Source organism: Corynebacterium sp. ACRPS, from assembly GCF_022346005.1.
Classification (GTDB): Bacteria; Actinomycetota; Actinomycetes; order Mycobacteriales; family Mycobacteriaceae; genus Corynebacterium.
Window position 1 is genome coordinate 225,455 of record NZ_JAKRMY010000001.1, and the last position, 21,535, is coordinate 246,989.

Here is a 21,535-nt window from a genome sequence, read left to right on the forward strand (position 1 = left end):
TAAATCTATATTTGGGCGGAAAAATTCTCTAGCAAGGCGACCCTAAGCATTTTTCGCCACTGCGCTAATCGCGCATTCCACTCCCCGCACGACGTCCGCGAGCTCCAGCATCGGGCTGTTTTCTTTAGCCTGCTCCTTAATAAACGGAACATGGATAAAGCCTGCCTTTACCTGCGTATCTTTGAAATGGTGCAACAGGCCGTAGAGCAGATGGTTGCAGACGAATGTTCCCGCGGTAGTCGAGACCCGTGCCGGAATCTCCGCCTCCTGAATCGCTGTGACCATTGCCTTAACCGGCAGGGTAGAAAAGTACGCGGCAGGGCCACCTTCAACCACTGACTCATCGCTTGGCTGATTTCCTGCATTATCCGGAATGGAGGCATCCGCCAAGTTGATACCTACTCGTTCCGGAGTGATATGGCCGCGCCCAGCGGCTTGCCCCAGGCAGACCACCGCGTCCACGTCTTCTTCCTCGGCCACAGCAATCGCTTGCTTCAGTGCTTCACCGAACACTGTTGGCACAGGGTGCTTAATAATCTGCGCTCCGCCAATTTCGTCCGGCAGCTTATCCAGCGCGCGTTCCGTAGGGTTAATTTCTTCGCCACCAAAGGCATCAAAAGCAGTTACCAGAATCTTCATCATTCCAGTATGACAGCTGACGGTGCCCCGCTGCATTGATTCAGCGCTGTTCTCTTAGTTTCCTCGTGGTGCACAACCGACCTTCGCGCTCACGGGCGGCGGTCTTTAGCGGGGCACCGTGCTCGCGGTGAGCGCGAAGGGCGGGTCTGCAGGATGAGGGGATAACGGGCGAGGATAGAGGTCGCGGCTGAAGGCGAAAGCGAGAGTAGGTACTGAACTGCTTTGTCTGCAGAGCAGTCTTAGCGATTCCCCTGCTGCAAACGAGACCCTTTTTCTTTGCGGTTTGACGTGTGGAATAAAGTGAAACTAGTTGAAGTTGAACAGAACCGTACTCAACAAATAGTCAGACCTGTTCATTTTATTTTTAAAGGACGTTCTATGACACAAAAAGTTTCCTCTCGCCCCAAGCTGCCTAGCTGGGCAACGGGGTTTGGCGCGCAAGTCATTGCGGGCCTTATCATCGGCCTCATCCTGGGACTGATTGCATCTGGAATGGATACCGATCCAGATAATCCAGGGTGGCTGACCAGCCTGCTCAGCGGTGTTGGTGGCGCCTATGTCCAACTATTGAAGGTCATGGTTCCGCCGCTCATCTTCGCCGCAGTGGTCACCTCGGTGGCCAACCTGCGCAAGGTTGCCAATGCAGCGTCACTGGCCATTTCTACTTTGGTGTGGTTCGCCATTACGGCGTTCTTCTCCGTCCTCGTGGGCATCGTCGTGGCATTAGTCTTGAAGCCCGGTGCTGGCACGAGCGTCGATGCATCCACTGCGGGGGATCCGTCTAGCGTTGGTTCATGGACTGCCTTTTTTGAGCAGCTGCTGCCACAAAACTTCATTGGACTTACGGCCTCTGCCAGCGATGGCGAGGTGTCCCTGAACTTCGGTGCACTCCAGTTGCTGGTTATTTCCTTGGCCATTGGCATCGCCGCCGTACAGACTGGTAAGGCAGCCGATCCCTTCCTGCACTTTACGGAGTCCTTCCTCAAGGTCATCCAGAAAGTCCTGTGGTGGATCATCCGCCTGGCTCCGATTGGTACCGCAGCGCTTATCGGTAAGGCCGTTGCTACCTACGGTTGGGATGCACTTGGCTCTCTCGGCAAGTTCGTTCTGGCAATGTATGTGGGTCTGGCCCTCGTCTTCGCCGTGGTCTACCCCGCAGTGCTGAAGTTTAACAATATTCCGGTCAAGGGATTCTACAAGCGCATCTGGCCGGTAACGTCCTTGGGCTTTGTCACCCGTTCTTCCATGGGTGTTATGCCCGCAACGCAACGCTTCAGCGAACGCGCCTTGGGCGTTCCCACCGAGTATGCGTCCTTTGCAGTGCCGCTCGGCGCTACTACGAAGATGGATGGCTGCGCCTCCGTCTACTCTGCTGTTGCCGCGATCTTCGTTGCGCAATTCTATGGCGTGGACCTAGACCTCACGCAGTACCTGCTCATCATCTTCGTCTCCGTCATTGGTTCTGCGGCTACCGCAGGTACTACCGGCGCAACGGTTATGCTCACGCTGACCCTGTCCACTCTGGGCCTGCCATTGGCCGGCGTCGGTTTACTGCTGGCCATTGAGCCCATCATTGATATGGGGCGTACGGCGCTGAACGTCACGGGTCAGGCATTGTGCGCGACGGTCGTCGCCAAGCGTGCAGGCATCCAGAACCAAGAAGTGTGGGATGAAGCCGAAAATGGCGTCAAGCACATCATGGAGGAAGACTCCGACGAGGAAGTAAGCGTTAAGGCTTAATAAAACGCGAATGAAGGCTCAGGGCAGTACGCCTTGGGCCTTTATTTATTGCCGGAATGGAAGTGGGCGGCGATGCGCAACGCCGGCTGGCTCCACGTGGATAAATACGCTGCATCCGGCGAAAAGCTCGTCGAGGGCGACTTCTACGTCATCGGCAATCTCGTGCGAGTAGAGCACGCTCCAGTCCGCCGGCACCTCCATGGTCAGATAGACCATTCTTTGCCTGCCAGAGGCTACCGTGCGCCGATCCGTGAAAGTCACGGACTTATCTTTTTCCAGTTCAGCTAAAAGATCCCAAATTTGATCTTGTTCTTCTTGCGGAAGGGCCTCAGAAAGCAGGCTGCTGACAGAATCGCGCAAAATCTTAAATCCAGTCCACAAGATATTGATGCCAACGGCCAAGGCCACAAGCGCATCGAGCCACAACCAGCCCGTGAGATACACCGCAGCCATGCCCGCGAGGACGCCGGCGGAGGTCCACACATCCGTAATCAGGTGGTGCCCATCCGCATTTAGCGTCGCAGACCGGTAGCGCTTGCCCGCCTTAATCAGGGCCAAACCGACGCCCAGATTGAGCAACGAGGACAAGAGCGACAGCGCTAAGCCCCAACCGCCTTCTTCAACGGGCTGGGGAGTAAAAAGGCGTTGGACTGCGGTGTAGATGATGGCCCCCGCTGCGAGGAAGATCATCGCCCCTTCTACCAACGCAGAAATATACTCCGCCTTGCCGTGGCCAAAGTGGTGATTATCATCGGCAGGCTTAGCGGCAATGCGCAAAGCGCAATAGCCAGCGATGGCTGCCACGAGGTTCACGAGGGATTCGAGGGCATCAGAGAAGAAACCAACCGAGCCCGTCAGCCACGCCGCCAGGGATTTCAGGACAATTGTCGCCACCGCCGCGGCGATGGACAACATCATAAAGCGCTCTAAAATACGCTGCTCAGTACTTAAAGAAGACAAGGTCCACTACTCTCCCTTCGGCAACCAGAATCAGTCCGAAGGTCTCGTTCGCATCGATGCATCGATGCTGAGTGGCCGGGCTATTAAGCCAGTGTGTCGACCAGTCATCGCGGCGCGGGTGGGCACCGTAGGAACTACTCCCCTTCTGGGTTCATAGGTTAGCAGACGGCGAGAATCCTTAAACATTCAACCAAATCCTTGATCCGCCCTAGCGAGTTTAAAGATGCCGCTATAGACGAAAAATCTCCCTACGAACCAGAAGGTTTCTCACCATCTGGCTCGTAGGGAGTAATTAAGGCTCTAGCCTAATTTAGTGCTGACCCTCTGCGAACTCTTCGACCAACTTAGCGTTGAATGCAGGCAGGTCGTCCGGGGTACGGGAGGAGACCAAGCCCTGGTCGCAGTGGACCTCCTCGTCAACCCAGGTAGCACCTGCGTTGCGGAGATCGGTTTGCAGGGACGGGAAGGACGTCAAGGTACGGCCCTTGAGTGCATCTGCATCGGCTAGGATCCAACCGCCATGGCAGATGGCGCCCAAGGGGCGGTCCTCGCCCATGTGCTTACGCACGATGCTAACGGCTGCCTCGTCCAAGCGGATGAGGTCAGCGTTATTGGTGCCGCCAGGCAAGATGATGCCGTCGAAGGTCTCACCCTCGGAGTCCTTGGTCGTAGCATCAACGTTAATCTCGGTACCGTTCTTGCCCGTAATGGTGCCAGCCTTAGGCGCCAGAACCTTCACGGTAGCGCCAGCCTTCTGCACGGCCTCTAGCGGAGAGGTCAGTTCGGAGTCTTCAAAGTCATTGGTAGCAATGATTGCAATCGTCTTGTTTTCTAGCTCATCCATTATTATGACCTCCTTATTGTTGTTGGGTACGCAAATAGGATAACTCTACATTCGCGCACTCGCCACGTTTACTTTCGCGACCTGCAACAAGCTAGGATTTAGCCACCGATCTTGAAGTCACACACGTCGCCATCGTGCATGATGTAGTCTTTGCCTTCTTGGCGGACCTTGCCGTTGGCGCGCGCCTCGGCCATGGAGCCGGCGGCAACGAGATCGTCAAAGGAGACGATTTCCGCCTTGATGAACTTCTTTTCAAAGTCGGTATGAATAACACCGGCGGCTTGAGGGGCGGCAGCGCCTTGTTTAATGGTCCACGCGCGGGCTTCCTTTTCACCAGCGGTGAGGTAGGTCTGCAGTCCCAAGGTGGAGAATCCGGCCTTGGCCAAGGTAGCCAAGCCGGGCTCTTCTTGGCCTACTGCCTCGAGCAACTCGCTTGCCTCGTCCTCATCCAGCTCCAAGAGCTCGGACTCGGTTTGTGCATCGAGGAAGACGCAATCTGCTGGGGCGACGAGCTGGCGCAGTTCGTCCTTCTTGGCGGCATCGGTAAGCACAGCCTCATCCGAGTTAAAGACGTAGAGGAAGGGCTTAGCCGTCATCAGGTGCAGCTCGCGCACGAGGGAAAGATCAATCTCGCCGGACTTGGCGGCGGCGAAGAGGGTGCGGTCATCCTCCAGGATTTCCTGCGCCTTCTTGGTTGCCTCCACCACAGGTGCCAGGTCCTTATTCTTCCGGGCATCTTTTTCTAGGCGCGGCAGGGCCTTCTCGATGGTCTGCAGATCCGCCAGAATCAGCTCTGTATTAATAACGGAAATGTCGTTGCCGGGATCTACCCGGCCATCGACGTGGATGACATTGTCATCAGAAAAGGCGCGGACCACCTGGCAGATAGCGTCGGCCTCGCGGATATTAGCTAGGAAGGCGTTACCCATACCCTCGCCCTGCGAGGCACCTGCGACGATGCCGGCAATATCCACGAAGGACACGGTCGCCGGCAAGATGCGCTCGGAGTTGAACATCTTAGCGAGGGTGTCCAAACGGGGATCCGGCAGCTCCACCAAGCCGACGTTGGGCTCGATGGTGGCGAATGGGTAGTTGGCCGCCAAGATTTCGGAACGGGTCAGGGCATTAAACAAAGTGGACTTGCCCACATTGGGCAAGCCGACGATTCCTAGTGTAAGACTCACGGGGCTAATCCTAACGCACCTACCGCGTTATAAGGCAAGATGGTGGGGTGAGTTCTGATAAGCAACCAACACCCGAAAAGCCGCAGGCAAGCCCGGGCGATAAAATGGACGGTGACTTCGACACCAGCCAATTGGACGATGTATCGCCGCATCCCCCGGGCAATCAGGTCGATCGCTCCGTCATCGCGGGCGAAATGGTGAAGTCGACCTCCCTGTGGGCCGTGCGCCTGCTAATCATCGGCGTTTTCCTTTTTGCGATCTATCACGTCTTGGGTAGCTTCTGGCAGGGCATCCTGCCGGTGCTCTTGGCCCTTATTATCTGTACCGTGCTTCACCCCATGGCGCGTTGGATGCGAACAAAAGGACTGCCTGCAGGCCTGGCGGCGATTGTGACGATCCTTATCTCCTCGGCCGCCGTCGGTGGGCTCATCGCCTCGGTGGCGCCGGATTTCATGCGGCAATCCCAGTCGCTCTACCTGCAAACGGTCTCCGGCATCCAGCAGCTCCAGGTGTGGGCCCAGGGCCCACCCTTGAACCTCGATAGCGACGATATGAGCACCTATATCGACGAGGCCGCAGGCTGGTTGCAGGAGCGTGCGGGCGTTATCGCCGGGTCCGTATTTACGGGCATCGGCAATGCCACCTCATTTTTCGTCACGGTGTTCATCGTCTTGGTGCTCACCTTCTTCTTCCTGAAAGACGGCACCAAATTCCTGCCGTGGCTGCGCGATGCCACCGGCCGGCGCGCCGGCTGGCACCTCACGGAATTGCTCACGCGCGCCTGGAATACCCTGGGCGGATTCATTCGGGCGCAGGCAGTGGTCTCGCTTATCGATGCCATCTTTATCGGCCTCGGCCTCGTGCTTATCGGCGTGCCCTTGGCGATGGCCCTGGCGATCATTACCTTCATCGCCGGCTTCATCCCGTTCGTCGGCGCCATTGTCTCTGGCGCGCTCGCAGTGGTTATCGCCTTGGTATCTTTGGGCTTTACCCAAGCACTGTTGGTCTTGGGCCTCGTTATTTTGGTCCAGCAGCTTGAAGGCAATGTACTCTCGCCGTGGCTGCAGGCAAAGGCCATGAACCTGCACCCAGTTATCGTTTTGGTCTCCGTCATCGTCGGCTCCGCGCTCTTTGGACTCATCGGTGGATTCCTGGCCGTGCCGACCGCCGCCATGATCGCGGTTGCCTATCGCTACGTGCAGGACATGATGAAGCTGCAGTCCGGGGAAAAACACTCCTCCGAGCTCAACTACTCCACCGTCGCGGGCTATCTCATCGGCCGCTATACCGAAGAGCAAGCGCAATACAAGCGCGAGCAATGGCGCAATGTTCCAGAACACGCCAGCCCCGATATCGCCGGCGCCGATGCGGCTTCCGATGGCGACTCCACCACGCTCGATGACTCCGTCGATGTCGATTCCACCCCGGAGGACTATGACGAGCCAAGCATGCGCTCCAACCTGCGCCGCGCGCGGGATGCCTTCGAAAATCTTTTGAACGGAGATTCGAATAAATAGTGTGCCGTGTCGGCAGCACGTGTCATAGTGGATTCCATGACATCCACTTTGCCCATGCTGCTGCTGTTTATCGGTCTCCTACTGGGTGCCGTTCTGGGATGGCTGGCCCACTCTCATTCCGCTTCCCGCTCCGCGCCGAGCGAGGAGCACCGGGCGCTGCAAGAATCCCAACGCCGCCAGGCCGAGCTGCAACCGCTAGAAAAGGCCATGGATAGGCTCGGATTCCAGCTACAAGAACTGGAAGAAGACCGCACCGCCCACTTAGCCTCCCTGTCCAGCCAAGTGCAGGCGGTGACCCGCACCTCGTCCCAACTCACGGAGCGCACGGATCAGCTCGTTACGGCCCTCCGCTCGCCCAATGTGCGCGGGCGATGGGGCGAGATCCAGCTAGAGCGCGTCGTCGAACTCGGCGGCATGAGACGGCACGTGGACTTCGATTCCCAAGTCTCTGCCCCCTTAAACGGCCGCATCGTGCGCCCAGATATGCTCATCAACTTGGCCGGTGGCAGGCATATCATCGTCGATGCCAAGGTTCCGTTCTCTTCATACCTCGATGCGCTAGAAACCGACGATCCAGAAGAACACACCGGCTACCTGCGCCGCCACGCGCATCAGCTGCGCAGTCACATCCAGGCGCTATCCCACAAAGACTATATTGAGGCCTTCCAACCCACCCCGGAATTCGTGGTGCTCTTCGTACCCGCGGATCCTTTCCTCGATGCTGCGTTATCGGTCGATCCTGAGCTCATCGAATTCGGTTTTGAACGCAACGTCGTCATCGCGACCCCGAGCTCACTCTTCGCGCTCTTGCGCACGGTAGCTATGGGGTGGCACCAGGAAGATATTTCCGCCAAGGCAAAAGAAGTCCAACGCTTGGGACGTGAGCTCTATTCGCGGCTCAATACCCTTTCGGAGCACTATGGCAAGGTGGGCCAAGGACTCGAAAAGGCAGTAGAAGCCTATAATTCCACGCTCTCCTCGCTTGATTCGCGCGTGGGCGTGACCGCCCGCAAGCTGCACGAAATGGAGATTCCCGGCCGCACGAACAGAGCGCCGCGCGAGCCCTCCCCCATTGATACGTGGCCGCGCGGGACAAATTCTTCTTAAAATCTAGGCAGTTTTACTGCGTGGATATAGCCATTGGCCCGCGCCAGACGGTAGGATTTTGCGACGTGTCACTAGCCAAACAACGAAAGCCTACCGCCGCGCAAAGCCTGAGCATGCCGAGCATCTCGCTGCTGAAGGGCCTTGGACTATTGGCGGCACTTTTGCTCACCGGCGCATTGATTTCCATTCTTGTCGGCTCCATAGGCTGGATGTACTTTGCCTTTCTCATCATCAGCTCCCTGCTCATAGCGCTCATCGTTGAGGAGCGAGGATTATTCCTGTCCATCGCGTCCATCCCCATTTTGTACGCGGTAACCGTGGTGACGGCGGGAATCTTCATCACCAAGTCCAATGCTCCGGAAGGCACCAGTTTTTCTAAAACGTCCCTGCTGACCTCCGTGTATCCGCTGGTCCAGAACTTCCTGTGGTTGCTTATCGCGGTTCTCGGCGCGACCGCAATCGGCGTCTTGCGCTGGATGCGCTTCCGCAAGGCCGCCCAACGCGCTGTGAATCAGCAAAAGGTCGCGCGGCGCGCGGACATGAAGCGGGATCGCCAGAACCGCGCTGAACGGCTTTCCGTGGCGGAACTCATGGCGCGCAATAGATCCGAAAACCCGCAGGCCCCCTCTCCACGCGCCTCCCGCCGCAGATCACACGCACAGGCGCAACCTCCGCGGAAGCCGCAGGACCGCATCCGTGGCCGCGACCGAGAAGAGCGCCGTCGCGAGCAACAGGCGGAACGCGAAAATCGCTTGCAACCGGATCCGCACCGGCGCGCAGGGGACGTGATACCACCGGCTCCCGAACCAGATCTCGCTTCCTCGACAAAAGACACTGCCAAGAAACAGCGTTGGGACGATAACCTCTACGAATAAACTAAACCGTGAGCCCCGGCACTCTTTAAGAGGCCACCAGGCTCACGGTTGTTGTCGTTTTAGGCGTTGCAGCGCTAGGTGCGGGCAGGACGCAGATCGCGCGGCAGCGCGAAAGTAATGGATTCGGTGGAGGTGGTCACTTGCTCCACGTCATTAAAGCCGCGCTCATCCAAGTATTCGAGCACCTCGCGCACAAGAAGTTCTGGCACGGAGGCGCCACAGGTCACGCCAACGGTCTCTACGCCGTCTAGCCACGATTCATCGATCTCGTCGGCAAAATCCACCAAGTGGGAGTCGCGTGAACCCGCCTCGAGCGCGACTTCTACGAGGCGCACGGAGTTGGACGAGTTCTTAGACCCCACCACGATCATAAGATCGCACTTCGGTGCAATGGCTTTGACGGACTCTTGCCGGTTTTGAGTGGCGTAGCAGATATCATCTGACGGCGGGTTTTCTAGGTGCGGAAAACGCTCGCGCAGCTTATTGACGATGACAACGGTCTCATCCACCGAGAGTGTGGTCTGCGAAAGCCAGATGAGTTTCTCATCCTGCAGGTAGTCTGGCAGCTTGTCCACGCCGTCGACGCCATCGACCAGATGCGTAACATCGGGGGCCTCGCCCGCGGTGCCTTCTACCTCCTCGTGGCCTTCGTGGCCCACGAGGAGGATGTGGTAACCATCGCGCTCGAAACGCTGGGCTTCCTTGTGCACCTTAGTCACCAAGGGGCAGGTAGCGTCCAAGGTCAATTGCTTGCGCTCCTGTGCCTGATTGCGCACCGCCGGGGAGATGCCGTGGGCGGAAAAGACGAGGTGAGCACCCTCCGGGGCCTCGGCGGCCTCTTCAACGAAGATGACTCCGCGCTTGGCCAAAGATTCAACGACATAACGGTTGTGGACGATTTGCTTGCGCACATAAATGGGTGCGCCGTATTTTTCTAGCGCCTTTTCTACGGTCTCGACGGCGCGGTCCACTCCAGCGCAGTAACCGCGCGGTGCCGCGAGGAGAACATTTTTACCATCAGTCATGCCTCCCAGAGTATCGAAAGGTAAAGCAAAACAATAGTAAGGGCTATCCAGCAGGGAAAGCGCCCATCTAGGCCACCCAAGCGGGGCGCCACGTGCCTTGAGCACCTACACTAAAGGGCACCGTATGGCGCTGTAGATGGAAAGGGTGGCTGCGTGAATCAACCGGCAAATACTCCAGAGACCCCGTGGCCCGTGGGCCAGGTCAATGACCAGGTGAAGGGATGGATCGAGCGCCTTGGATACCTGTGGGTGGAAGGCCAATTAACGCAGATCAATTACAAGCCCACCTGGAAGCTGTCCTACCTCACCCTGCGCGATGTGCAGCAGGAAAAGTCGGTGCAATTGACCTGCTCTTCCTCAATGCTGCACAACTTGCCCACGCCGCTAAAAGACGGCGACCGCGTCATCGTGCACGGCAAACCCGCCTTTTATGCCGGCCGCGGATCCTTTTCCCTGTGGACCACGGAGATTCGGCACGTGGGCATCGGCGATTTATTGGCGCGCATCGAAAAGCTGCGCGCGCAGCTTGCCGCAGAAGGCCTCTTTGATCCCGCGCGCAAGCGCCCGCTTCCCTACCTCCCGCAGAAAATCGGCCTGATTACCGGCCGCGGTTCTGCCGCCGAGCGCGATGTCGTGGCGGTAGCCCGCGACAGGTGGCCGGCCGTGCAATTCCGCGTCATTAATACCGCTGTTCAGGGGGCGAATACCGTCCCCGAGGTGATTTCCGCCTTGCAGGAGCTCGACGGCGATGCGGAGATCGATGTCATCATCATCGCCCGCGGTGGCGGTTCCGTCGAAGATCTCCTTCCCTTTTCTGAAGAAGCCCTGCAACGCGCCGTCGTGGCCGCCAGCACCCCGGTGGTCTCCGCGATTGGCCACGAGCCGGATAGTCCGGTGCTCGATAACGTCGCAGATCTGCGCGCGGCTACCCCGACGGACGCCGCCAAGCGCGTGGTCCCGTCGGTGGCAGAGGAACGCGCGGTCATCGCTGAGGCGCGATCCCGCATGGCGGCGGCCTTGCGCGGCTGGGTAGAACGCGAGCGCCGTGGATTGGATAATATCCGCTCGCGCCCAGTGCTGGCCGATCCGATGACGCCAATCCGCGCTCGGCGCGAAGAGGTCGAGCGCATGCGCACGAGCATGCGCCGCGAACTGCGGGTGCTCTTAGACCGTGAGACCCGGCACGTGGAGTCCCTTCGCGCGCGGGTTTCTGCTTTAGGTCCTTCGGCGACGCTTGCCCGTGGGTATTCTATTGTCCAGGTCTTGCCCAAAGATGGCAGCGATCCGGAGGTCGTTAGCTCTTATGAGCAATCACCGCCCGGCGCGCAATTGCGCATTCGCGTGGGCGATGGTTCCATCACCGCCGTGTCCATGGCCTCCCAGGCCGCCGATTAGCCAGAAATAGTAGGAGAATGCTGATGTCAGATGAAACCATTGGTTCCGGCCAGCCAGGCCAAGATGCCTTTACTCCCGTAGAGGAATTGAGCTACGAACAGGCGCGCGATGAGCTCATTGAAACTGTCAAGATTTTAGAGCTCGGCCAAATGGGCCTGGACGAGTCCCTGAAATACTGGGAGCGCGGCGAGGCGCTTGCTCGCACGTGCGAGTCCCACTTGGATGGCGCCTCCAAGCGGGTGGAGGATGCCCTTGAAAAGGCGGAACACAGCGAGCAGCAGGCTGAGGAGGGTGAAGAGTAATGCAGATTTATGGTTACCCGGGAAGGCGGATTGATTTCGTCTCCAAATCGGCATCGGCAGGCTCCATCATGGGCGGCGATTCCCGCGCGCTGGTAGAGGAATTTTTCGGGCCGGCGCATACCAGCACCCAGGTTTCGGCCACAGAAGAGGAATTGAGTTACTTTTCCCGGTCCATCGTGCTGCTGCTTGCCGATGCCAAAGTGGTCCAAGTCTCCATCTACCCGCGCCGTTCCCAGCGCGAGCGCGTGGACGTCTACCTAGAAAAGACGCGTTTGAGCGGGCTGGATGCCGCTGCCTTGGACGAAGCCACCGGTGACACTGAGGGAATCACAGTGGAAGCGGACGCCGAGGGGCTCAGCGAGGTTACTTTCCGCTTATAGGTTTGGCCTCGATAAAGGCCTCGGTGGCGGCGGCGAATTCTTCATCGGGGGCTGCACCGGAGATGATGAGGCGGGCATCGCCCAAGTCGGCGATCCACAAGCGGCGCACAGAATCGTCGTCACTTGCCAGCACGCGCACCTGATGGCCGGCTACCTCGCGCATTGAGTTCAGCCCGCGATAGTTAGCGTCGTATTTTTCGCCCGCCTCTTCTGCAGAAACCTGGGTTTGGGTGGATTCCACGTAGTTTCCATCCGCGGTAAGCCAGCTGACGACGGTGACTGTGTCGCCGCCTAGCTGCGAACGGCGGGCCGCATTGGCCTGCCAGCCTTCGGGCATCTGGGGATCTCGGATAGCACCAATACCGGCGCGAGCCTGCGTATCCAGGAAGGTCTCCTCGTCTACCTCTTGAACTGGGCCTTGCTCTGTTTCCGGATTCACCGAGCAAAGCCCCGTCGCGCCCACCACGAGCAACATCATGACCACCACTACGGAAAGGGACAAAATGATGTCGCGAGCGCCTTCGAAAATCTTCGGTCTTTGTTCTGCAGCCACGCGCCTTAGTATCGCATGAGCCACCGTGAAAGTGCCACATGCCTCCCGCGTGCGCACATTCGCGCCGATAATGCTGCCTAGAGAAAGGAAAAACCCCGCAAAAGGGGCCCCAAATCGGACCTATTGACGCCAAAAAGTGCCAGAATAGGACAAGTAGAACACTAATCGCGTGGGAATTACCCCCACGGTGAGAAAACATGGAAGGCAACCACTACACATGTCCGAAAATACTTCTTATTTGCCCGACCGTAACTTGGCCATGGAGCTGGTGCGCGTGACCGAAGCCGCCGCCTTGGCCTCTGGCCGCTGGGTTGGTCGTGGCATGAAGAATGAGGGCGATGGCGCGGCAGTCGATGCCATGCGCAAACTGATTAACTCCGTGGCGATGAAGGGCGTTGTCGTCATTGGTGAGGGCGAAAAGGATGAGGCCCCGATGCTCTTCAACGGTGAAGAGGTCGGCACGGGCGAAGGCGCGGCGATGGACATTGCTGTGGACCCGGTAGATGGCACGCGATTGATGGCCGAGGGCCGCCCCAATGCCATTTCCGTAATCGCCGCCGCAGAGCGCGGCACCATGTATGACCCATCTGCGGTCTTCTACATGGAAAAGATCGCCGTGGGCCCAGAAGCCGTCGGATCCATCGATATCAACCAGTCCGTGCAATGGAATATCGAGTCCGTGGCCAAGGCAAAGGGCCTGCGCACCGCCGATATCACCGTGGTGGTATTGGACCGCCCGCGCCACGAAAAGCTCATCCAGGAGATCCGCGAGGCAGGCGCAAAGGTGCGCCTCATTATGGATGGCGATGTGGCAGGTGCCATCGCCGCCTGCCAGGATTCCAACTCCATCGACATAATGATGGGCATTGGAGGTACCCCTGAGGGCATCATCACCGCCTGCGCCATGCGGTGCATGGGTGGCGAGATCCAGGGCAAGCTGTGGCCGAAGGATGAAGAAGAAGCAGAAAAGGCCCGCGCTGCCGGACACGACTTGGATAAGGTCTTGGGCACCAATGATTTGGTTTCGTCGAAGAACTGCTACTTCGCCGCTACCGGCGTGACCAATGGTGACATGCTGCGCGGTGTTTCCTACCGCAATAATGGTGCCTCCACCCGTTCGCTGGTCATGCGTTCCAAGTCCGGCACCATTCGCTACGTCGATTCCTTCCACAAGCTGGCTAAACTGCAGGAATACTCAGTGGTGGACTACTCGGACCCCACCAAGAACTAAACCTCACCCCCAAATGGCGGGGCAGGCTCGGGCTTTTCACCCACTGACTTTTAGCTTTTCGCCATACTGGGGGTAGGTGCACACAATCAATCAACCGAGGTGATTCTCATGACCGAATACCGTACCGAACATGACACTATGGGCGAGGTTAAAGTTCCCGCTGATGCCCTGTGGCGCGCACAGACCCAGCGCGCGGTAAACAATTTCCCTATTTCCGGCCGCGGCTTGGAAGATGCGCAGATTCGTGCGCTTGGCCTGCTCAAGGCTGCATGCGCACAGGTCAACAAGGACTCCGGCAGCCTGGATGCAGAAAAGGCAGACGCCATTATCGCCGCCGCACAGGAAATCGCGGATGGCAAGCACAACGATGCCTTCCCCATCGACGTATTCCAGACCGGCTCCGGCACCTCTTCCAATATGAACACCAACGAGGTCATCGCCTCCTTGGTGCATAAGCAGGGCGTAGAGGTTCACCCGAACGATGACGTCAACATGGGCCAGTCCTCCAATGACACCTTCCCCACCGCCACCCACGTGGCGGCTACGGAAGCGGCTGTCAATGACCTCATTCCGGGCCTAAAGGTCCTGCACGAGTCCTTGACTAAGAAGGCGAAGGAATTCGCGGACGTCGTCAAGGCCGGGCGCACCCACCTCATGGACGCCACCCCAATCACCTTGGGCCAGGAGTTCAGCGGCTACGCCCGCCAGGTGGAGCTCGGCATCGAGCGCATCGAGGCTACCCTCCCGCGCTTGGGAGAGCTCGCCATCGGTGGTACCGCCACCGGCACCGGCCTGAATACCTCCGCTGATTTCGGCGGCAAGGTGACCGAGGAGCTCAAGAAGCTCACCGGCGTTGAGAACCTGAAGGAAGCAGAAAACCACTTCGAGGCACAGGCTAACCGCGACGGCCTCGTAGAATTTTCCGGCGCCATGCGCTCGGTGGCCGTATCCTTCAACAAGATTGCCAATGACCTGCGTATGCTGGGCTCCGGCCCACTGACCGGCCTGGCAGAAATCCACCTGAAGGACCTGCAGCCTGGTTCCTCCATCATGCCGGGCAAGGTCAACCCGGTTATCCCTGAGGCGGTTACCATGGTGGCCGGCCAAGTTGTGGGCAATGACGCAGCCGTTGCCTTCGGCGGCGCGCAGGGACAGTTCGAGCTCAACGTCTTCATCCCGATGATGGCGCGCAACGTGCTCGAGTCCGCTCGCCTGCTGGCCAACTCCGCCCGCGTCTTTGCTGAGAAGTGCGTCGACCACATCGAGGCCAACGAGGAGCGAATGAAGCACTTCGCGGAGTCCTCCACCTCCATCGTGACCCCGCTGAACTCCGCCATCGGCTACGAGAATGCCGCCAAGGCCGCAAAACACGCCCTCAATGAGAAGATCACCGTCCGCCAGGCCGTAATCGACTTGGGCTTTGTTGACGGCGAGAACCTCACCGAGGAAGAGCTGGACAAGCGCTTGGACGTATTGAGCATGACCAACCGCGAGCGCGACAATATCTAACCTCAGCCGCCTTTAGCGCTGCAACCCCGCTCGGAAATCGCTTCTGAGCGGGGTTTTGCATGCCCGGGAACATGACCGGGTACGGGAAGTGCGCGCAAAGAAAAGGGGCATCGGCAAGCACATGCCGTGACTTGCGCCATAAATTCAGCGTACACATCTACAAAATCACTCATTTTGCACTTGGTGCAAGTTTGCACCGAGTGTAAAGTTGCATTCTGTGCAAGAAGAACTATCACTACGCGAGCAGAAACGCCTAGAAACACGGCTACGCATTGAGGATGCCGCCACCGAACTGGTGGATAAGCATTCCTTTGGCGAGGTCACTATTGAAGAGATCTGCGAACTAGCCGGTATTTCTCGGCGCACATTTTTTAATTATTTCGATTCGAAGGAATCCGCCGTGCTCGGGGCACCAAGCGCTGACTTCACCGCGGAAATGCGCGAGTATTTCCTCCACGAGCCCACCACCAACATCATGGAGCTCGTCCTTAACCTGGTGGAGCAGCACATGGAGGGCCATCACGTTAATCCCACGATTCGGGAGCGACGCAAGCGCATTGCTAATGACCCGGAGGCGGCCGCCGCCTCCATTAGTCGCAAGCGGGCGAAATCCATCGAGCTTATTGGACTCATTGAGGAGCGCCTTGACCGGGAACCGGAACTGCGCATCCTGGAGGGTCATTCCACGGCAACGGAGGCCATGGTCATCGCCGGTGTGGTCCGCGAGGCCCTGTGGCTTTCCATCGCCGCCCCCGATAGCGATTGCAGCGACGCCCTGAGTTCGCGTCTGAATGATTCACTGACTTTGATTAATGATGTTATGAAAGGAATCCGATGGTAGATACAGTCGAAAAGGCTCCTGCGCAGGGCCAGTCGCGGGCGGATAACCTGGGGCTCATCTTCTCTGCGCTGGTGCTCACCATGTTGATGAGCTCGCTGGGCCAGATGATTTTCTCTTCCGCTTTGCCAACGATTGTTGGTGAGCTTGGCGGCGTTGACCACATGAGCTGGGTCATCTCCGCATTCCTGGTCACCATGACCATCGCCATGCCGATTTCCGGCAAGCTGGGTGACATGCTGGGCCGCAAGTGGCTCTACATTGGCGGCATCGCCGTCTTCGTCGTGGGCTCCGCCATCGGCGGTTTCGCCGATTCCATGACGGTGCTCATCATCGCCCGCGCCGTGCAAGGCTTCGGCGCCGGGTTCATGATGATCTCCTCGCAGTCCATCATCGCCGAGGTCACCTCCTCCCGCGAGCGTGGCAAGTTCATGGGCATTATGGGCGGTGTCTTCGGCCTGTCCTCCGTCCTTGGCCCCGTCTTGGGCGGCTGGTTTACTGATGGCCCCGGCTGGCGCTGGGGCATGTGGATGAATATCCCGCTCGGCCTGCTGGCCATGGTGGTCTGCATCCTGGTGCTCAACCTGCGCGTGGGCCAGGCCGATATGAAGCGCTTTGACTGGCTCGGCGCCACCTTCATCGCCATTACCACCGCTTCCCTAATCCTCATGACCACCTGGGGCGGCACCGAGTACGACTGGGATTCCTCCATGATCCTCACCCTCGGCGCCATCACCCTCGTCGGCGCGATCATTACCACCATCGTGGAATTGCGCGCTGCCGAGCCGCTCATCCCGGTTCGCCTCTTCAAGAACCGCAACATGGCCCTAACCACCCTGTCCGGCGTCATCTTGGGTCTGGCCATGTTCGGCGTGCTGGGCTATATGCCCACCTACCTGCAGATGGTCCACACCCTATCGCCCACCAACGCTGGCCTGATGATGATTCCAATGATGGTTGGCCTTATCGGCACCTCCACCGGAGTTGGCTTCATCATCGCCCGCACCGGCCGCTACAAGATCTACCCCCTCATCGGCCTAGCCATTACCGCAGGCGCCCTGTTCTGGATGTCCCGCCTCTCGGTAGACACCTCGCTCACACAGCTCGGCTTCGAGTTCCTCGCCTTCGGCATCGGCCTGGGCATGGTCATGCAGGTGCTCGTGCTCATCGTCCAGAACTCTTTCCCACTGTCTCAGGTGGGCACGGCCACCGCGGCGAATAACTTCTTCCGCCAGATCGGTTCTGCCCTGGGCGCTTCCCTGGTCGGTTCCATGTTCATCAACAACATGCAGGATGAGATGGCCAACCGCCTGCCGCGGGCCATCCAGCAGCTGGGCCCCGAGGGCGCGGCCTATGCTGAAAAGTTTAATAACGCCAATGGCAATGCCAATAGCCTCACCCCGGATATGGTTTCTTCCCTGCCAGAGCCCCTCGAGCAGGCGATCCTCAATTCCTATAACGATGGCCTCACCCCGGTCATCGCGCTGATGGTCCCGCTCGTCATCATCGCCCTGATCGTCCTGCTTCCCCTGCGCGAAGAGCGCCTGAAGGAGACGATCGATTAGGGGAGCTGCATGCGCTGCGCGATAGCCTGCTGCTTGCCGATGCCCCCATCGAGTCCGCCCTCGGCTACCCACCCGGCGGCCTCGCGAAGTAGAAAACGACTAAAGGCCGTAGCGGCCGAGATTATTAATTCCCTCGGCATCGCTACGGCCTTCGTGGTTACTAGGCACAGTGTATTTAGCGGTTCTTTTCCTCCGGCTTGGGGAGCAGGAGCTCGTAGACATCGGTATCGCGCCACTGACCGGCCAACTCGCCATAGGTCATCTTGGCCATGTGGGAGTAGGTGCCGACCTTTTCAAAGCCGCGGGACTTGTGCAGGCCCGCAGAGCCTTCATTTTCCGGGAAAATCCAGGAGTGGATGGCCCACTTGTGCAGATCCTTGCACACCTCAATGAGGCAATCGAGCAAGGCCCCGGCGATGCCACGGCCTTGGGCATCAGATCCCAAGTAGATGGAATCCTCCACCACGCCGTGGAAGACGGTGCGCGATGAAATCGGGGCGGCCGAAACCCACCCCAATACCTTGGAATCATCGTCCGCCTCAACGGCTACGTGCACCGAAGCCATGATTTTGGAGTTCGTAAACTCCTCATAGGTCAAGGAACGGGTCTCATAGGTGGCATGGCCGGTTTGCAGGCCCTGCTCGTAGATCTCCCGCATCTGCGGGTAATCGGCCGACGTGAAAGGCCGGATACGGAAATCCTTTTTCTTTTCGTCCGCAGACGTCTGCTTGGCGTTCTCGCTCATAGGCACCATTATTACTGGTCTTAGGTGATTTTTGCCATATAAATTTGATTAAATTCGCTGTCTGCGAACACGCTTTCATCTCTCCCTTAATCATTGCCCTCCAATAGATCCGTTACTAGCTCCGCAATGGCAGAGCGCTCCGATCGCTGAAGGGTAATGTGCGAGAAAAGCTCATGGCCCTTGAGCTTTTCGATGACCGCCTGTACCCCATCGTGGCGGCCCACCCGCAGGTTATCGCGCTGGGCAACGTCATGGGTGAGCACTACTCGCGAGCCTTCCCCCAAGCGCGAGAGCACGGTAAGCAAAACATTGCGCTCCAGCGACTGCGCCTCGTCCACGATAACGAAGGCATCGTGCAAAGAACGGCCGCGAATATGGGTTAGGGGCAGGACCTCGATGAGCCCGCGTTCGTGGATCTCCTCCAGCACGTTGTCAGAGACTAAGCCTTCCAAGGTGTCATAGACCGCTTGGGCCCACGGGTTCATCTTCTCTGACTCAGAGCCCGGCAGGTAACCCAGCGACTGCCCGCCGACGGCGTACATCGGCCGAAAGACCACGATGCGGCGATGTTCACCGCGCTCTAAGACCGCCTCCAAGCCGGCGCATAAGGCCAGCGCGGATTTGCCGGTGCCTGCCCTACCACCGATGGACACGATGCCGACTTCCGGATCCAACAGGAGATCGAGGGCGATGCGCTGTTCCGCCGAACGCCCCTGCAGGCCAAAGGCATTTCGATCGCCGCGCACCAGGCGCACCGCCCCGTCCGGCAGAATGCGGCCCAGGGCAGATTGCGCGCCGCCGACCAAGGTGATGCCGCAGTGCACCGGCAAGTCTTCCACTGGGGTGTCATCGTCCGTGACGACCCCATCGAGCAGCACTTCCCCATCGCTGTAGAGGGCATCGATGACATCCGTGGTGGTATAGGCGGTGGCCATACCGGAGTACCCGGTCAAAATGACGTCCTGAGCGTGATATTCATCGGCCTGCACGCCCACGGCGCCAGCCTTAACGCGCAGCGGCACGTCCTTGGTAACAAGAACCGTGTCCTTGCCTTCGTGTGCCAGGTTCAAGGCGCAGGCCAAGATGCGGTGGTCTCCTTCCGGCCCGCGGAATGCGGCCGGCAAGAGCGATTGGTCTTGGTGGTTGAGCTCTACCCGCAAGGTACCGCCGTCCACGTTGACCGGAACGGGCTGGTCGAGCGCCTCATAGGTAGCGCGCAGCTCTTCCAAAAAGCGAAGAGCTTGGCGGGCGAACCAGCCAAGCTCTGGGTGATGACGTTTTCCTTCCAATTCAGAGATAACCACGACGGGAAGGACGACCTCGTGTTCGGCAAATTTTCGCAGCGCCCACGGGTCAGATAATAAAACCGAGGTATCAAGCACGTAGGTCTTGGTAGCGACGTCATTTTCCGTGGTGCCTAGTGCAGTAGAAAGTACAGAGGGGCGAGTCATGATGGCAGGAATCTTCCTTTGTAAAGCGGTAGAAAGCTGTTCTTCCTTGTCTGCCCCCTAGAGCCGCTAGTGCTGCGAACTCTTAGGGGCTGCCACCCAACCTAAGCACCCAAGGTTGAAATCACATGGGTGGAAGATGAACTTTAAGAAAACGACAGATCCCTGCGGGAAAGCCGCAGGGATCGTGGCGAGAGGTAATCGACGCGCCGCGTGGGCAGGGCGCCGACTTTTAGCTTTTAGGCGTTGATATCGGCCGCGAAGGTGCCGTCTTCACCCTCAGTCCAGGAGATGGTGCCGTTGCTAAACTCCTGGGTCCAGCCGTTCGCCTCGACTGCGTCAGCCTCTGGCTTGGTAGGCAGGCCAACGGAGGAAGCGAGTCCGCCCTCGTTTACCCAGGTTTCAGCAATCTTGCCGATGACCGGCTGCGCACCAGTCTCCTCAGAGTATGCCAAGTACTTGCCACCCTCGAAGGTAGCCAGGGTGCCTTCATCGGAGGACTCTATGCTCTGCACGTCGCCCCACTCGGCCTGCTTTTCCTCGATGGCAGCTGCAAGATCAGCGGGAACTTCTTCTTCGCCATGTGCAGTGGTGATGGTCTGGGTTTCGCCCTTGGCGCCCTCTGCATCACCGTCCTTGGAGCCGGTTGCCTCTTCGGCGGCGGAACCAGCGGCGTCGGTGGCATCGGATGCGGCAGAGCCGGCAGCATCCGAGGCGTCTGCGGCTACGGAGCCAGCGCTATCCTTAGCGTCATCGGCGGCGTCCTCTGCGTCCGAGCATGCAACGAGAGCAACGGAAAGGGTTGCGGCCGCGAAGCCACCTGCAATACGACGAGTCATCTTGCGCATTTCTGGATCTACCTTTCGATTTTCAGCTGAAAAATTAGTTCGTTGTAGGTTTAAGCCGCCATTGTGGCGAGCGCAGCCAACGGTATACCCCAAATGCACTTCCTTGCCACCGTGTGCAACGGGGTTAGCGCGGATCAACCCTCATATCATCGTCGTTTGCGCTGCTTAGGGCACTTCTTTTGTTTCTGTAACGGATTTTTAACAATCCTTCGAGACTGTTTGGCTTTAGCTTTTTCACGGGCGGTGCGCTTCGGCTTTTCCTGCCTGGAGGAGCGAGCGGTGCGGCCCTTAGCGATGCCCACAAAGTCCTGGATGGCCTCGCCATCCTCCGCCTTCCGCCAAACCAAGGCAATTTCCGTCACCGGCACGCCGCTATCCTTGAGCGCGAGCGGAACCACCTGTTTCTTGCTGAGGATTTTTAATAGCGGCAGCGGTGCGATGGCGATGCCCACATTGGCCGCGACCACCTGCAGGGCCTCTCGTACGGCGGCGATATCGACCTCGCCGGCATCGGTGAGGCGGTAGTTGAGGTGCTCATCCGAGACATCGGCAAGCGCAAGCGCCTCACCCACCTCCGCATAGACCGAGTCTTTTGGAACCGCAAGGCCGGGGGCCTCCTCATAAAGGCGCACCACGTGGAAAGAGTCATCCACCCGCGGATCCGGCAGGCGCGTTAGCGCCAGATCCACGTGACCTGCGAGCAATTCTGCCATGCTGTCATCCGCATCGACGGTGGATAAACCGCCGTGGGCAGTATTGTCCTGAAATCTCTGAAACCATTTTCCAGGTTCCGTACCGGTCACAAAGGCTAAGCGCAGCATGGAGCACAG

22 protein-coding genes are annotated in these 21,535 nt (G+C 58.6%); 11 read left to right on the forward strand and 11 right to left on the reverse strand.

Going from position 1 to position 21,535, the window contains the following annotated elements:
* Nucleotides 1-42 precede the first annotated feature (42 nt).
* Nucleotides 43-639 carry a pyroglutamyl-peptidase I gene (gene pcp, locus MHX65_RS01040; protein ID WP_239267931.1) on the reverse strand — a complete coding sequence of 199 codons (597 nt, stop codon included), beginning with the start codon at nt 637-639 and terminating at the stop codon, nt 43-45.
* Nucleotides 640-1,017: 378 nt separating this feature from the next.
* Between pcp and MHX65_RS01045 the strand changes: the two genes are divergently transcribed.
* On the forward strand, nt 1,018-2,379 hold the full coding sequence (locus tag MHX65_RS01045; RefSeq protein ID WP_239267933.1) for a dicarboxylate/amino acid:cation symporter: 1,362 nt from the start codon (nt 1,018-1,020) through the stop codon (nt 2,377-2,379).
* A gap of 45 nt (nt 2,380-2,424) precedes the next feature.
* Here the strand turns inward: MHX65_RS01045 and MHX65_RS01050 are convergent, their stop codons facing one another.
* The 3 genes from MHX65_RS01050 to ychF all read right to left on the reverse strand — a co-directional run bounded on the left by MHX65_RS01050 (nt 2,425) and on the right by ychF (nt 5,367).
* Complete coding sequence (locus MHX65_RS01050) at nt 2,425-3,297, reverse strand: cation diffusion facilitator family transporter (protein WP_239267991.1); 873 nt, start codon at nt 3,295-3,297, stop codon at nt 2,425-2,427.
* Nucleotides 3,298-3,649: 352 nt separating this feature from the next.
* Nucleotides 3,650-4,183, reverse strand: a complete 534-nt coding sequence (locus MHX65_RS01055) for a type 1 glutamine amidotransferase domain-containing protein (protein WP_239267934.1) — start codon at nt 4,181-4,183, stop codon at nt 3,650-3,652.
* A 98-nt stretch (nt 4,184-4,281) separates the two neighbouring features.
* Nucleotides 4,282-5,367 carry a redox-regulated ATPase YchF gene (ychF, locus tag MHX65_RS01060; RefSeq protein WP_239267936.1) on the reverse strand — a complete coding sequence of 362 codons (1,086 nt, stop codon included), beginning with the start codon at nt 5,365-5,367 and terminating at the stop codon, nt 4,282-4,284.
* A 29-nt stretch (nt 5,368-5,396) separates the two neighbouring features.
* Here ychF and MHX65_RS01065 point away from each other — a divergent pair, with 29 nt between their 5' ends.
* From MHX65_RS01065 to MHX65_RS01075, 3 genes are all read left to right on the forward strand, one after another.
* Nucleotides 5,397-6,884 (forward strand): AI-2E family transporter, encoded by a 1,488-nt coding sequence (locus MHX65_RS01065; RefSeq protein WP_239267992.1) that lies wholly within the window; start codon nt 5,397-5,399, stop codon nt 6,882-6,884.
* 36 nt (nt 6,885-6,920) lie between these two features.
* The gene (locus tag MHX65_RS01070; protein WP_239267938.1) at nt 6,921-7,991 is read left to right on the forward strand and encodes a DNA recombination protein RmuC; all 1,071 of its coding nucleotides are present in this window, start codon (nt 6,921-6,923) and stop codon (nt 7,989-7,991) included.
* Nucleotides 7,992-8,056: 65 nt separating this feature from the next.
* A complete protein-coding gene (locus MHX65_RS01075) occupies nt 8,057-8,866 on the forward strand; it encodes a DUF6542 domain-containing protein (RefSeq protein ID WP_239267939.1) in 810 nt (269 codons plus the stop codon).
* Nucleotides 8,867-8,940: 74 nt separating this feature from the next.
* Here MHX65_RS01075 and MHX65_RS01080 read toward each other — a convergent pair whose 3' ends face one another.
* Nucleotides 8,941-9,891 (reverse strand): 4-hydroxy-3-methylbut-2-enyl diphosphate reductase, encoded by a 951-nt coding sequence (locus MHX65_RS01080; RefSeq protein WP_239267941.1) that lies wholly within the window; start codon nt 9,889-9,891, stop codon nt 8,941-8,943.
* Between the two features lie 153 nt (nt 9,892-10,044).
* Here MHX65_RS01080 and xseA point away from each other — a divergent pair, with 153 nt between their 5' ends.
* Genes xseA through MHX65_RS01095 form a run of 3 tightly spaced genes read left to right on the forward strand, consistent with a single transcriptional unit; the run spans nt 10,045 to nt 11,968 of the window.
* A complete protein-coding gene (gene xseA, locus MHX65_RS01085; RefSeq protein ID WP_239267942.1) occupies nt 10,045-11,286 on the forward strand; it encodes an exodeoxyribonuclease VII large subunit in 1,242 nt (413 codons plus the stop codon).
* A gap of 23 nt (nt 11,287-11,309) precedes the next feature.
* Complete coding sequence (locus MHX65_RS01090; protein ID WP_023026190.1) at nt 11,310-11,588, forward strand: exodeoxyribonuclease VII small subunit; 279 nt, start codon at nt 11,310-11,312, stop codon at nt 11,586-11,588.
* Nucleotides 11,588-11,968, forward strand: coding sequence for a hypothetical protein (locus MHX65_RS01095; protein WP_239267944.1), 381 nt, complete (start codon nt 11,588-11,590; stop codon nt 11,966-11,968). The genes MHX65_RS01090 and MHX65_RS01095 overlap by 1 nt, the downstream gene beginning before the upstream one ends.
* On the opposite strand, the gene MHX65_RS01100 is transcribed toward MHX65_RS01095, so the two are convergent.
* Nucleotides 11,952-12,521 (reverse strand): DUF4245 domain-containing protein, encoded by a 570-nt coding sequence (locus tag MHX65_RS01100; protein ID WP_239267945.1) that lies wholly within the window; start codon nt 12,519-12,521, stop codon nt 11,952-11,954. The two genes, MHX65_RS01095 and MHX65_RS01100, sit on opposite strands and share 17 nt — an antisense overlap.
* 217 nt (nt 12,522-12,738) lie before the next feature.
* On the opposite strand from MHX65_RS01100, the gene glpX reads away from it, so the two are divergent.
* The 4 genes from glpX to MHX65_RS01120 all read left to right on the forward strand — a co-directional run bounded on the left by glpX (nt 12,739) and on the right by MHX65_RS01120 (nt 17,664).
* The gene (gene glpX / locus MHX65_RS01105; protein ID WP_239267947.1) at nt 12,739-13,752 is read left to right on the forward strand and encodes a class II fructose-bisphosphatase; all 1,014 of its coding nucleotides are present in this window, start codon (nt 12,739-12,741) and stop codon (nt 13,750-13,752) included.
* Nucleotides 13,753-13,860: 108 nt separating this feature from the next.
* On the forward strand, nt 13,861-15,261 hold the full coding sequence (locus MHX65_RS01110) for a class II fumarate hydratase (RefSeq protein WP_239267949.1): 1,401 nt from the start codon (nt 13,861-13,863) through the stop codon (nt 15,259-15,261).
* A gap of 217 nt (nt 15,262-15,478) precedes the next feature.
* Nucleotides 15,479-16,102 carry a TetR/AcrR family transcriptional regulator gene (locus MHX65_RS01115; protein WP_239267951.1) on the forward strand — a complete coding sequence of 208 codons (624 nt, stop codon included), beginning with the start codon at nt 15,479-15,481 and terminating at the stop codon, nt 16,100-16,102.
* On the forward strand, nt 16,096-17,664 hold the full coding sequence (locus MHX65_RS01120; protein ID WP_239267953.1) for an MDR family MFS transporter: 1,569 nt from the start codon (nt 16,096-16,098) through the stop codon (nt 17,662-17,664). Before MHX65_RS01115 ends, MHX65_RS01120 begins: the two co-directional genes overlap by 7 nt.
* On the opposite strand, the gene MHX65_RS01125 is transcribed toward MHX65_RS01120, so the two are convergent.
* The 5 genes from MHX65_RS01125 to MHX65_RS01145 all read right to left on the reverse strand — a co-directional run bounded on the left by MHX65_RS01125 (nt 17,661) and on the right by MHX65_RS01145 (nt 21,526).
* A complete protein-coding gene (locus MHX65_RS01125) occupies nt 17,661-17,804 on the reverse strand; it encodes a hypothetical protein (protein ID WP_239267955.1) in 144 nt (47 codons plus the stop codon). The genes MHX65_RS01120 and MHX65_RS01125 overlap by 4 nt on opposite strands.
* Nucleotides 17,805-17,839: 35 nt before the next feature.
* Nucleotides 17,840-18,418 (reverse strand): GNAT family N-acetyltransferase, encoded by a 579-nt coding sequence (locus tag MHX65_RS01130; protein ID WP_005280037.1) that lies wholly within the window; start codon nt 18,416-18,418, stop codon nt 17,840-17,842.
* A 77-nt stretch (nt 18,419-18,495) separates the two neighbouring features.
* Entirely contained in the window at nt 18,496-19,860 is a 1,365-nt protein-coding gene (locus MHX65_RS01135) for a PhoH family protein (protein ID WP_239267957.1), read from the reverse strand.
* A 236-nt stretch (nt 19,861-20,096) separates the two neighbouring features.
* A complete protein-coding gene (locus tag MHX65_RS01140) occupies nt 20,097-20,705 on the reverse strand; it encodes an LGFP repeat-containing protein (RefSeq protein ID WP_239267958.1) in 609 nt (202 codons plus the stop codon).
* A 146-nt stretch (nt 20,706-20,851) separates the two neighbouring features.
* Nucleotides 20,852-21,526 (reverse strand): LysR family transcriptional regulator substrate-binding protein, encoded by a 675-nt coding sequence (locus tag MHX65_RS01145; RefSeq protein ID WP_239267960.1) that lies wholly within the window; start codon nt 21,524-21,526, stop codon nt 20,852-20,854.
* Nucleotides 21,527-21,535: the final 9 nt, after the last annotated feature.